The sequence below is a fragment of the Tetragenococcus muriaticus DSM 15685 genome, assembly GCF_000423785.1.
Lineage (GTDB): Bacteria > Bacillota > Bacilli > Lactobacillales > Enterococcaceae > Tetragenococcus > Tetragenococcus muriaticus.
This window is the reverse complement of the sequence record NZ_AUIQ01000057.1, coordinates 1-12,073: the sequence shown is the minus strand read 5'-3', so window position 1 is coordinate 12,073 and position 12,073 is coordinate 1. Positions and strand designations below refer to the sequence as shown.

Below are 12,073 nucleotides of genomic sequence, written 5' to 3'. Positions count from 1 at the left end.
TATTAAAAAGCGGCGACAAAAATAGAAAATAACATAAATGGCACTTCGTGGGGCGGTCGAATGAGTTATCCACAAAGTTTTATAAATCATTCAGGATTTCATGAATTTATAAAGAAACTAGACTTTTTGAACTGATCCCCAAAAGTTAGATTCTTAGTCTAACTTATAGGAATCATTTTTTTTATGATAAAATTTAGTTGTGATTTTAAGAAAATAAATGGACAAAATTATCGTAACGATAACTATATATTTACCATTCTAGCTAAGAAATACAAAATGTAAACGAAGATCCAGGTTGAAAACTGAATTAAATTACATCACGATTTCGGTAAGTATTGGATTTCTACAACTCCCTAAAAGTCTAACTATTTTGGATCAATAAACTGGCTAATGTGCTGCAGACAAAATATAACTTGACAATGATATTGGGTTAACCTAATATGTAAGTGCAACCAAAAAGAGTTAACCCAAAAAGAGAGATCTAAATGTTTAGAGCAGATGGTAGATTTATACGGAATTTAGAAAAAATTAATGCAAAGTTAGACAGTTATACTTTTCTAAAGATTTTAACATCAGGATTAACAATGATTTTACCGGTTATTATTGTAGGAGCTTTTTCATCATTATTTGCAAATTTCCCTCTTAATTCCTATCAAAATTTTATTTCGGAGCATGGAATTAAAACTATTTTTTCAATGGGTGGACAATTTTCTACTAGTATTATTTCGCTAATTGCGGTTATCAGTATTACTTATACTTATGTTAATAAATACGACATACACTCGATTATTCCAAGTATTATTTCAGTAATTGCTTTCCTTATTATGACACCATTATCAATTATAGAAGAAGTATCATATATTGGTTTTGAATGGTTAGGGAGTGCGGGATTTTTTGTTGCAATTCTGACCGCATTTGCTGTTGGTGGTATTTACACAAAAATGATTAAAAATAATTGGATTCTAAAAATGCCTGAGGCAGTTCCTAGCATGGTTAGCCAATCGTTTGCAGGATTATTTCCTTCAGCTGTGATAGTTACTTTAGCTATGATCGTTAGATATTTATTTTCTTTAACCTCTTTTGGAAGTATTCATCAAGTTATATTTACGATTATTCAAACGCCGATTACGAATATTGGAAATTCTTTGTGGGCATTATTATTAATAACGTTGCTTTCTCGCTTACTTTGGATGATAGGCATCCATGGAATGCTCGTTTTAATGCCTATCTTGTTAACCGTTTTTATGCCCTTGGATTTACAAAATTTAGAGGCTTTTACCAATGGAGATCCACTTCCAAATATTGTTGGATTAGCTTTTTGGATTTTATGTACTTCAATAGGTGGAGGTGGAGCAACATTGGGTCTAAATATTCTAATGGCCTTTCAATCTAAAAGTAAACAATATAAAACTCTTGGCAAATTATCACTTCCTTCGGGAATTTTTGGGATTAATGAACCATTAATTTTTGGGATTCCAATTGTCTTTAATGCCTTATATGCAATACCTTATATCATTTCACCACTAATTAATCTTGTTATCGGCTATTTTGTAATTAAAATTGGCCTAGCACCAGCACCTTCTGGAGCATCGATTTTAGGGATGCCTATTCCAATATTTTTTGTCGGTTTGTTACAAGGAAGCTGGAAATTAGGTGTGTTACAATTATTCTTCTTGTTAATTGATACGATAATTTATTATCCATTTTTTAAAGTTGCAGATGATGCATTGTATGAAGAAGAGATTTCAAATGAAAACTGAACATTACTTAATTGTTAGTGCAGATGATTTTGGCCTGGTTCCTAGCGTAACAGAAGGAATTATAGAAGGCTTATCAAATGGATGTATTACAGAAACAAACTATATTGCAACATCAGATTATTGTGTTGAAGCAGCTAGATTAGCAAAAATTAATCAGATAAATCATATGGGAATTCACTTAAATCTAGAGATAGGTCGTTCATGTTATAACGGTAGTAAACTACCAAATGAAATTATGATAGTAGGAACATCTGAATATTATGAGTGGGTAGAAAAAGAGTTTTTTGCTCAATGTGAGTATCTATTAAATCAAGGATTGATATTAACCCATTTAACCTATCATAAAAACATCATTATTGATTATAAAATGGCTGACATCATTATTAAAATTGCTCAATTTTATGATGTACCCATTCGTAGAGTTACAGATGAAAGGCTAAATACTTATTTAACTAATGCAGGGATAAAAATGCCTGATAAGCGAATTTCGAATGTTGTCGGAATAGATTATTCAATAAATTACTTGTATGAAAGTTTAAAAATAAGTAATGGTAATAATAGTTCTGTTGTTGAGGTAATCTGTCATCCTGGTTATCTCTCGGAAGAGCTTAGTAAGGTATCTTCGCTTGATACTTCTCGGCTCAAAGAATTGAAGTTATTTACAGATTTGCAAACTATTTGTATGATAAGGAAGGAAGGTTATAAACTAAAAAATTATTCGATTCTAGGGGAAAAATAAAAATGGTTCAAATAAATAAGTCAGAGAAGATCTATGAAGATTTAAAAATGAGAATTCTTAAAGGAGAGTTTGATGAAAATCAAATACTTCCTATAGAGAAAAGTTTAGAGTTAGAATATAATGTTTCTCGAAATACAATCCGAAAGGCAATTCGTCAGCTAAATAGTGAAGGATTAGTTTACAGTAAACTCGGTAGTGCCAATGTAGTCTTACAAAGGGTAGCTGTTGAGGATTTATTAATCGATTCTGGAAATATGGAGCGTGGATCAAAAATTCAAACAAAATCCATCGAAACTAAGGTACTTTCGTTGGATTTAATAATTGTTGATGCTACACTTGCAGCGAAATCAATGTTTCAAATAGGAACTACTTGTTATCACGTTATTCGTTTGCGTCTAATTAATGGTAAACCTGTAATGATAGATGATAGCTTTTTCAAATCAGAGGTAGTACCAAGATTGACAAAGAAGATTGCACAAGAATCAATTTACCGATACATTCAGTCTGTCACAAATCATAAGATTATTGGCTCACGTTTAGTCGATAGAGTAATTTTGGCGACTGATTTAGATAAAAATTACTTGGCCTTAAAGCAAGAAAACTGTATTGGACTAACTCAAAACTGGGCTTATTTAGATGACGGTCAAATATTTGAATATACAGAGATCCATTTTGCACCCGAACAATATGTTCGGACACGATTTATAGGGCAAAAAGTAGGATATATTCAATAAAACAAACTAACTCTTAAATAACAATGAAATGAAAGAAAAGACGAGAATCTTCCAGTACTTCGAGAATCTTGTCTTTTCTTGTTGAATATAAAAAACCGAAAATAGATATATTTTAAAGGCTCTTGTCAATAAATCTAATGGTAATAAGTCAAGTTGAAGATTGAAAATATTTTTATTGTGTAACCTGTTTTGAAGCGCACTTAACTAGCTCCGTCTAAAATCAAATTTTTTACAGGGGATTTCAAAGGTTTGCGTCAATAACAGAATGTTATTTACCTATTACTCTCCTTGGCAACGCGTAGAGTCGATGGTTACGTAGTAGCGTATCCACAAGACGCGTAACTTAAGACGATTGCTCGTTTGTGTTTATATTTGGGACCTCTTTACATTTGCTTTGATAAAAAACTTTATATTCAGGAAGATACTTTTTTATAGAGTTGGTAGCTTTAACTAAGTAGTATCCAAAATAGCGATTCCCTTGTTTTGTCAGAGGTGTATTTTATGACTGACAGTTACCAGATTGTTTGACTTTCGAATATAAGCCTGCATATTTTGCCAATTTTGTTTGATTTTCCAATCGTTCAATTTGACCGATTTCAACGATTAATTAAGTGGAGTACACCTTTCCAATACCTGGAACACCGGGCAAATATTGATATTCTCGAATGCCGACAAATAATTGCTTGATTGCTTTTCCAAGTCTTTGATGTTCTTTTCAAGCGCACGAATTTCACGTACAAGAACACTTAGAACGACATTGCTGGATTCTTGTGCAAGTCTACCTAACCGATAACTTATGGTAATTGCACGTTGAATGATTTTGCAATTTTTTCTGGATCTTTAAAGCAACCTTTTCCTTCTTCTTGTAGTAAGTCACAGAACGCCTCTAAGGCTTCTTTAGCTATAGTCGCTGCATCCGCAATATTTCCATAGTTACTGCAATTCCTTTTACGGTATCTTCACCCATGACAACCATTCTAAAAATTTTCGCTAACTCGTCCATTCCAGCTGGAAAAGAATCCCAAAAATCAATATCATAATTACCATTTTAGGCTTCTAAAACAAAACTACACCAAGAAAGGATATCACCATGGATCATTGTACTAAAAAATTGGGTTCTATGATAAATAGTGTTGGTGACCAATACTATTTGACACAGAACTATTTAACTTAACTTGATGCAAATAATAACTTATCTAAATCAAATATCTCAACATATTTTTGAGTATGCTGTTTAATTAAACCTCTCTCTTCCAATGATGAGAACTTACGACTTATTGTTTCTGGGGTTGTACCCAAGTACGAGGCTAGATCTTTTTTCGACATTGGTAAAGTCACATAAGTATGGTTTTCTTCATCTTCAACGTATTCTGATAGAAAATCAATAATACGAGACTCTACTTGCTCCATACCAACCTGCATCGTTTGCTTTTCTGATACCTGTAAACGTTTCGTAACATCTGATAGTATTCTTCTCATAATTTCTGGGTAAGCGCCTAAATAGTCATCCATATCCTTTTTATGAATTCTACATATGCTCACTTCTGATATTGCTTCAGCATAATTAGAATGGTAACTTTCAGTTTGAAAAATAGCCACTTCTCCCATAAAATCACCAGGATTTAATATGCGTACAGTTTGTTCACGACCAGATTCATTTAAGTTATAAACACGTACACGCCCATTATTTATAATATAAAGTGTGTCATCTTTATCACCATTTCCAAATAACAACGCATTCTTTGCATAATGTACTTCTTGCGCTGATTGCGCAATTAAACTCATTTGTTCTTCATTTAGGTGATTAAAAATCGGAACTAAACGTATACAATCTATATGACTATGGTGGTGATGGTGTGCCATACAGCTTTCCTCCTAATTAATCGTTATCTATATAGTCATCATCTTCTAACGCATCCTTGTTAACAAAGGCTTGAAGTTGCCAAATATTTATATCTAAGTAATCTTTATAACTAATTAGTAAATCTTCTAATGCATCATCTGCTTCTTCTTGTGCTAAACGCATTGCACGAACGGTAAATTCACGATTAGTCCTAAAATCTTCTACTAACTGTATGACCATTTCTTCAGCAGAATAATATTTTTCAGACGGATCTTCAGAAATTATTGTAAATTCCTGAAATTCAGTAGTTGTTGAAGCTGGCTTAAATCCTGAAGCTAGTAAACGTTCTGCAATCTTATCAAACCATGTCTCATTCTCATTGTATAAATTCTCAAAAACACTATGCAATGAATAGAAATTTGTGCCTTTTACATACCAATGATATTGATGTAATTTTACATGTAAGGTATGGATATTAGCAAGTATATGATCTGTGACAGCTACAGCATTAATCTTGGTATGATGAATGTGTTCTTTATATGCTTTTTCAGCAGCTAATTTTTCTTGTCTTTCATTTGCTGTTGTCATTTTATACACCTTCCTTTACTTTTGAACTAATAACTGAATATCCTAGGTTTTCAATAGCTCTTTCAATTGTACTCAAATTGACTTGTCCTCAGGTAACATATCGCCATGAGCCTCGGTTAATCCTAGCTCCTTTTTAACTAAATTAACTGTGCCTTGATTATCCCCTGATAATACAGTGAGATTTTTAACACCAAGTGATTTTAATTTTTGTAGGTCTTGTTTAACACCTGCTCGAACTTGGTCACGGATTCCCATTAAAATAATTAACTTACGATCAACTGCCGTTAATACAATTGAACTACCGGCTCTTTCTAATTTATCTAATTCTTTAAGAACATCATCAGATAAAATTAGTTGTCGAAAAAATAATCGCTACCGTTGAGACTTCTCCGACAAAGGATACTTTTTTATCTACAAAATGTTCTTGTAAGAGATGGGCAGCCTTATAAATCGCGTTTAACTGTCTGGTAATTTGGGTTGTCTCTTTTATAGACATGCGTTTGTATTCTTTTTTTGCCACGTGCGAAGAATGCTCCTTTTTCCCAATAAAAAAAGCTGTTCAAAAGAGCAGCCTTTTATACAGGTTTAGTTTTGGTGCTTGCCACCCGCCGGACCCTTACGTTCCGGATTTGTATCGAGTTTAGTTTTGGTGCTCGCCACCCGCCGGACCCTTATGTTCCGGATTTATATCAAGTTGACTATGAGCCTGCTCTCATTTGTATATATAATATACCAAAAAAAGGTTGATTTGTCCAATACTGTGGGTGATTATAACCGTCTTACTGTGCTTATCTATTATATAATACAATCAAAAACCTAACCGAAAATTTAATAACGTTTCACTGATTTCATCTTCATTAATTCCGATGTAGCGTTTGGTAATCTTCTCGCTGCTGTGACCAAAGATTTCCATTAAGTTGGCCACGTCTTTGGTTTTCTTGTAATAGTGGTAACCAAAGGTTTTTCGTAGGGTGTGGGTGCCGATATCGTCCCTTCCTAACAGCTTCGCGACCTTTTGAAACATCTGGTAGACCGTATTGACTTCTAAATGGCCGCCCTTAGTACTGGGAAACAAGTAAGCCTCCGGATCTAAGGGTGCGGTATAGCCGTGAATCAAGTCCTGTAAGCTGCTTAAGTATAAAATGCGTGTTTTCCCTGTCTTTTGCTCCACGATGCGCGGGTTTTTTGAGGTAATCACGTCTTTTTTCTTGAGTTTGACGATGTCGGACATGCGCAGACCGCTGTTAATTCCAATTAGAAACAAGAAAACGTCACGTTCCGCATTTTTATTCCGTCGCAGGCAAAATAAAAAATCATTAATCTCCTGTTGCAACCGTAGTGGCTGAACATTATAGCCCATGACAATCCCTCCTTTTTAGTCTGTTCGAATACATGATTATAGTTATTATAACACGAAATCGTGTGTTTAGGGAGAGTAAAAAAAAAGAACCCTATAGGGATAGGATTCTTGATACATGATTTTATACAATTTCATGTGTTACAACTTAATAGGAATTTAAATTTTATTATTAGATTTTTTAATCATTTCAAGGATGGACTATTGTCTCAGCCTCTTCTAATTTATTCTTAAGATATTTTTACTTTCTCTGCAGGTGCTGATACTTCTTTTTATTCTTTTCGACCTTTCAACTTATACTTCATTAATCTCATGCCATTGAAAATTACCACCAAGATACTACCTTCATGAACCAACATTCCGATAGACATATTCATCCATTCGCTGAAGAAGACGCTGGTCAACAAGACCAACACTACGCCAACTGAAATCACGATATTTTGTTTCATATTATTTGCGGTGGCTTTTACTAATCCTAATGCGTGAGGCAAGTTGCTGAAGTTCGAGTTCATTAAAACGACATCGGATGTTTCAATTGCTACGTCCGTTCCGCTTCCCATTGCGATTCCAATGTCTGCTAAAGCTAAGGACGGACTATCGTTAACGCCATCTCCAACAAAGACTACAATTTGACCACGTTGTTGAAGTTTTCCGATATAAGCCGATTTGTCTTCCGGCAACATGTGGCCGTGAGCTTCGGTCAAACCAAGTTCGCCGGCGACCACATCAACGGTTCCTTGGTTATCTCCTGAAAGAACAACTAGATTTTTCACGCCCAAGTCTTTTAATTCCTGCAAATTAGCTTTCACACCCGGACGGACTTGATCGCGAATGCCCATCAGTACTTTTAATTCACCGTCGACCGCTGTCAAAACGAGAGAGTTCCCTTGTTGTTCAAACCGTTTGACATCTTTTTGCACTTTTTTGCTGAGAGTGACATTTTCTTTTTCCATCAAGGCCACATTCCCAACAGCCACTCTATGTCCAGCTACACTTGAAACGATTCCGCCGCCTTTCACCGCTTCAGTTCCTTCAACAGGATAAAAGTCTGTTTCTCCAATTTGATTTAAGACCGCTTTTGCTAATGGATGATCTGATTCCCGTTCCACACTGGCCAGATAGCCAAGCGTTTCAGCAGAATCTTTTTCATATAGTTCAGTCGCTGCAACGGTTGGGTTTCCGACAGTTAAAGTACCTGTCTTATCAAATACAATTGTATCCACATTGCTGAAGTCTTGAATGACTTCACTCCCTTTTAAAAGAACACCGTTACGAGCACCATTCCCAATACCGGCAACGTTTGAGACAGGCACTCCGATAACTAATGCGCCTGGGCAACCTAGAACCAAGATGGTGATTGCTAACTCAATATTTTGACTGAACGCCCATACAACAATTGCCAGAACCAAGACAGCTGGTGTGTAGTATTTAGAAAAACGATCAATGAACCGTTCTGCTTCGGATTTAGAATCTTGTGCTTCTTCCACGAGTTCAATAATTTTTCCAAATGTGGTGTCCTCACCAACTCGGTCAGCTCTGATTTGAATCGTTCCGTTTTCTAAAATGGTTCCTGCAAAAACTTCTGCATCAGCTTGCTTGTTGACCGGAACAGCTTCACCTGTAATGCTAGCTTCATTGATATGCCCTTCACCCGTAAGGACTATGCCATCTACTGGAACTTTCGCACCCGTTTTAACGAGTAAGATATCCCCTTCATCTATATCATCCACGTCTACTTCTTCAAATTCGCCATTATCCATTTGTTTCAAGGCACTTTCGGGTGCCATTTCAGTCAATCCTTTGATAGCAGATCGCGTTTGGTTCAATGTTCGTTGTTCCAAGTAGTGTCCGAATAAGAATAAGAACGTGACAATAGCCGATTCTTCATAATTTTGAATGAAAAGCGCACCAATCGCTGCAATACTGACTAAGACATCAATACTGATGACTTTGACTTTCATTGCTTGAAACGCTTGAATGGCAATTGGCGTAATCCCAAAGACAGAGGCGATGATCAAAGACCACTCTGAAAGTCCTACGTTTTCTAAAACAAAGTGACTGAAGAAACCGAGTACGATTAACAATCCACTGATGACGGTGATAACATTTTTCTTGCTTAATATATATTGTTGCATGCTTTTTCCCTCCAAATTTAATTTCTCTTTTATTGATAAACACAGTATAAGATAATTGCCTAAGTAATTAATTGACTGACATCAAGTTTAGAAAGTTCTCTTTTATCGTTTCTAAGCACCTCGAATCGGATTGCAACAAAAAAAGCAATCCTGGAAAAATAGCTTTTCTTCCAGAATTGCCTAGTTCATTTAATCTGTTAAGCGGCCTTGACTTTTGCTTTAAGGACCGGATAGCCTACGTTTTCGATAGCTTTTTGAATCTCTTCAATCGAAGTGACAGCTGAATCAAAATTGGTTTTGACTTTGCTGGAGTTGAATAATACTTTAATGCTGTCTTTATCAATACCGTTAACTGATTTCACGGCACCTTCAATTTTTTGCATACAACTTGGACAAGACAACGTTTCTAATTGCAATATAGCTTTTTCCATAATTCCTATCTCCTTTATGTGTTTTTATTTTATCGGCAGCAGATTAATGAACACTGCCTTTTCCTCTTTACAACTGTAGTATAGCTCACTTTTAGCAAACGAAAATTGACGCATATCAAGTTTTGCACTTCTTTTTATCTTTTTGCTCAATTCACCATCTTAATAGTCTTTTTCTGCCCCTTATTGCCATCAGAATAATAAGAAATTGGTGGATAATCTTGTCTGCGTATAAACCATACTACAATCGCGCCAATAAACAGGGCCAGAGACAAGGCTTGCGAAACGCGGATCCACTCGCCAATCCATAAACTGTCCGTTCGCATACCTTCAATGAAGAACCGACCCACTGAGTACCACAAAACGTAACTCAAAGCGACTTCTCCTTGACGCAAAAACTGTTTTCGGTTCCGTATAGTGACGATGAGGACAAAGCCCAACAAACTCCACAATGACTCGTATAAAAAAGCCGGATGGTAGTAGGTACCATTGATATTCATTTGTTCAATGATAAATTCAGGTAAATAAAGATTTTCCAAGAATTGACGAGTAACCGGTCCACCATGAGCTTCCTGATTCATAAAATTGCCCCAACGACCAATGGACTGGGCTAACAATACATTGGGCGCTAAAATATCAAGAACGAGTGCCAAAGAAGTACCTTTTTTCTTTGCATACCAATATAGCGTACCCCCTCCTGCAATCAATCCCCCATAAATCGCAATGCCGCCATTCCAAATCGCAAGGATTTGTCCTGGATTTTGCAGATAATAACCAAGTTCAAATAACACATAATAAAGCCGAGCGCCGAGGAGTCCAATCGGAATTGCCCATAAGGCCATATCGATAATGGTATCCTCTTCCAGTCCTTTTTTCTTTGCTTCCTTGGTGCTCAACTGGAGAGCCGCTAATATGCCCGCTGCAATAATGACTCCATACCAATGAATCACAACAGAACCAATCTCCACCACATGGGGATTCAAAACGCCTAATACGAATCCCATTCTATTTGCTCCATTTCTTCAATTTTTCGCGTCATTCTAGTCATGGTGATGCTGAACAAGATTCCGGCTAAGCTCCATGGAAACCAAACAGTGAATTCACTTTTAGCTCCCTGGTCACTCGCTTCGTAATACGCCACTTTTCCGTGTCCGATTACGCCGGCTCCTTTTACAACTTCCTCTTCTTTTTCCATAGCTAACCTATCTGCCTCAACAACGTTAGACGTTTTTGCTTCGCCGCCAATCGTGTTCTTGGTGAAAGGGACGACAAAGAATGCACCCGCTGCTGACAACGTGATGGCAACTATCACCCAAAAATAATGCACATTCACCTCTACTTATTTTTACGTTTTGTTCGGCAACCCTATCTTAAAGAAAAATAAAACAAAGAAACTTGAGGATTATCATGTTTGTACTTTTATTTTTCCAAGCTGGATTTTATAATGAAGTTAGCCACCTGGCTAACATATAAAAAACGCCATGTGAATTTCATGTTATATTGAAGTTACCACTAACTCTCAATAGACAGGATGAATTCACATGACGCACTCTAACCATACCACATCAGCACGTAAGGGAAAACACTTATCTTATTCAGAGCGGTCTCAAATCGCTATTTTAAAGCAAGAAAACTATTCCAATCGTCGGATTGCTAGTGTTTTAGAACGTGCTCCACAAACAATCAATAATGAGGTGAAGCGCGGAACGGTCACACAACTTAAACGCCAAAAGCAAAAAGGAAAGGTCTATGATTACTATACTGAAGCTTATGACGCTGATGCTGGACAAGCAGCTTATGACAGACATCGTTTAAACTGTGGCCGACGGCCAAAATGGGCGGATATAGATACCTTTATAGAATGGGCCGATGATAAGATGTTGCTTGATAAATGGTCCCCTGATGCCGTGACTGGTTTTGCGTTAGAGCATGAGTTGTTTGATCGTGCCATTATTCCTAGTACAACAACACTTTACAATTGGATAGATAAAGGAATCATGCGAACAACGAACCTTGATCTTTTAGAAAAGCTCTCTCGTAAACCAAAAGTGTCCTCTCTGAAGAAACGCCCAAATAAACGTATTCTCGGGCAATCGATAGACAAACGGCCTAAAGAAATTGATAGCCGTGAAACTTTTGGTCACTGGGAAATCGACACAGTCGTTGGTAATAAGGAGAAGACCGATGCCGTACTACTAACATTAGTTGAACGACAAACCCGCTTTGAAGTTATTATGAAGGTAAACGGTAAAGATCAATATTCAGTGGACGAAGCCATTTATTCTCTTCAAGAACGCGCTGGAGATGACTTTTCTACTATGTTTAAGACGATTACTTCAGATAATGGATCTGAATTTGCAGGTCTACATGAAGCGTTAAAGGATACCCTGGATGTTTATTTTAGCCATCCTTATGCATCATTTGAGCGAGGAACGAGTGAGAATCAGCATAAATTCATTCGTCGCTTCATTCCGAAAGGAAAGTCGATG

Annotated in this window: 11 protein-coding genes and 4 pseudogenes; 4 read left to right on the top strand and 11 right to left on the bottom strand. The window is 36.3% G+C overall.

Annotation, left to right across the window (positions count from 1 at the left end):
• Positions 1 to 485: 485 nt before the first annotated feature.
• From G577_RS11345 to G577_RS0108505, 3 genes are read left to right on the top strand one after another with little or no spacing between them, the layout of a single operon-like run.
• Positions 486 to 1,760, top strand: a complete 1,275-nt coding sequence (locus G577_RS11345; RefSeq protein ID WP_038027691.1) for a PTS sugar transporter subunit IIC — start codon at positions 486 to 488, stop codon at positions 1,758 to 1,760.
• Positions 1,750 to 2,499: a ChbG/HpnK family deacetylase gene (locus G577_RS0108510; protein WP_028790836.1), complete on the top strand. Its 750-nt coding sequence runs from the start codon at positions 1,750 to 1,752 to the stop codon at positions 2,497 to 2,499. The genes G577_RS11345 and G577_RS0108510 overlap by 11 nt, the downstream gene beginning before the upstream one ends.
• 2 nt (positions 2,500 to 2,501) lie before the next feature.
• Positions 2,502 to 3,233 carry a GntR family transcriptional regulator gene (locus tag G577_RS0108505; RefSeq protein WP_010749153.1) on the top strand — a complete coding sequence of 244 codons (732 nt, stop codon included), beginning with the start codon at positions 2,502 to 2,504 and terminating at the stop codon, positions 3,231 to 3,233.
• A 268-nt stretch (positions 3,234 to 3,501) separates the two neighbouring features.
• Here the strand turns inward: G577_RS0108505 and G577_RS12660 are convergent.
• The 11 genes and pseudogenes from G577_RS12660 to G577_RS0108460 all read right to left on the bottom strand — a co-directional run.
• Positions 3,502 to 4,138, bottom strand: a pseudogene (locus G577_RS12660) (transposase); the annotation flags it as partial.
• A 265-nt stretch (positions 4,139 to 4,403) separates the two neighbouring features.
• On the bottom strand, positions 4,404 to 5,096 hold the full coding sequence (locus G577_RS0108500; protein ID WP_005225225.1) for a Crp/Fnr family transcriptional regulator: 693 nt from the start codon (positions 5,094 to 5,096) through the stop codon (positions 4,404 to 4,406).
• 16 nt (positions 5,097 to 5,112) lie between these two features.
• A complete protein-coding gene (locus G577_RS0108495) occupies positions 5,113 to 5,664 on the bottom strand; it encodes a Dps family protein (RefSeq protein WP_005237709.1) in 552 nt (183 codons plus the stop codon).
• Between the two features lies 1 nt (position 5,665).
• A pseudogene (locus G577_RS12470) lies at positions 5,666 to 5,749 on the bottom strand (heavy-metal-associated domain-containing protein); the annotation flags it as partial.
• A pseudogene (locus G577_RS0108490) lies at positions 5,746 to 6,012 on the bottom strand (HAD family hydrolase); the annotation flags it as partial. The pseudogenes G577_RS0108490 and G577_RS12470, both read right to left, overlap by 4 nt.
• Positions 6,008 to 6,160, bottom strand: a pseudogene (locus tag G577_RS0108485) (PBECR4 domain-containing protein); the annotation flags it as partial. The pseudogenes G577_RS0108485 and G577_RS0108490, both read right to left, overlap by 5 nt.
• A 312-nt stretch (positions 6,161 to 6,472) precedes the next feature.
• Positions 6,473 to 7,024: a tyrosine-type recombinase/integrase gene (locus G577_RS0108480; protein WP_028790835.1), complete on the bottom strand. Its 552-nt coding sequence runs from the start codon at positions 7,022 to 7,024 to the stop codon at positions 6,473 to 6,475.
• Positions 7,025 to 7,293: 269 nt separating this feature from the next.
• Complete coding sequence (locus tag G577_RS0108475; protein WP_028790834.1) at positions 7,294 to 9,156, bottom strand: heavy metal translocating P-type ATPase; 1,863 nt, start codon at positions 9,154 to 9,156, stop codon at positions 7,294 to 7,296.
• A 197-nt stretch (positions 9,157 to 9,353) separates the two neighbouring features.
• Positions 9,354 to 9,587, bottom strand: coding sequence for a heavy-metal-associated domain-containing protein (locus G577_RS0108470; RefSeq protein WP_003103602.1), 234 nt, complete (start codon positions 9,585 to 9,587; stop codon positions 9,354 to 9,356).
• A 146-nt stretch (positions 9,588 to 9,733) separates the two neighbouring features.
• The gene (gene lgt, locus G577_RS0108465) at positions 9,734 to 10,588 is read right to left on the bottom strand and encodes a prolipoprotein diacylglyceryl transferase (protein WP_028790833.1); all 855 of its coding nucleotides are present in this window, start codon (positions 10,586 to 10,588) and stop codon (positions 9,734 to 9,736) included.
• Entirely contained in the window at positions 10,573 to 10,911 is a 339-nt protein-coding gene (locus G577_RS0108460) for a hypothetical protein (RefSeq protein WP_028790832.1), read from the bottom strand. The genes lgt and G577_RS0108460 overlap by 16 nt, the downstream gene beginning before the upstream one ends.
• A gap of 214 nt (positions 10,912 to 11,125) precedes the next feature.
• Between G577_RS0108460 and G577_RS0108455 the strand changes: the two genes are divergently transcribed.
• Positions 11,126 to 12,073 (top strand): IS30 family transposase (locus G577_RS0108455; RefSeq protein ID WP_028790831.1); only part of this gene is annotated, 948 nt, incomplete at its 3' end.

Excerpts from the sequence above, each read along its gene's own strand:
- lgt (WP_028790833.1), bottom strand. The coding sequence starts at position 10,588 with ATGGGATTCGTATTAGGCGTTTTGAATCCCCATGTGGTGGAGATTGGT.
- G577_RS0108475 (WP_028790834.1), bottom strand. The coding sequence starts at position 9,156 with ATGCAACAATATATATTAAGCAAGAAAAATGTTATCACCGTCATCAGT.
- G577_RS0108510 (WP_028790836.1), top strand. The coding sequence starts at position 1,750 with ATGAAAACTGAACATTACTTAATTGTTAGTGCAGATGATTTTGGCCTG.
- G577_RS0108480 (WP_028790835.1), bottom strand. The coding sequence starts at position 7,024 with ATGGGCTATAATGTTCAGCCACTACGGTTGCAACAGGAGATTAATGAT.
- G577_RS0108495 (WP_005237709.1), bottom strand. The coding sequence starts at position 5,664 with ATGACAACAGCAAATGAAAGACAAGAAAAATTAGCTGCTGAAAAAGCA.
- G577_RS0108470 (WP_003103602.1), bottom strand. The coding sequence starts at position 9,587 with ATGGAAAAAGCTATATTGCAATTAGAAACGTTGTCTTGTCCAAGTTGT.
- G577_RS11345 (WP_038027691.1), top strand. The coding sequence starts at position 486 with ATGTTTAGAGCAGATGGTAGATTTATACGGAATTTAGAAAAAATTAAT.
- G577_RS0108500 (WP_005225225.1), bottom strand. The coding sequence starts at position 5,096 with ATGGCACACCATCACCACCATAGTCATATAGATTGTATACGTTTAGTT.
- G577_RS0108505 (WP_010749153.1), top strand. The coding sequence starts at position 2,502 with ATGGTTCAAATAAATAAGTCAGAGAAGATCTATGAAGATTTAAAAATG.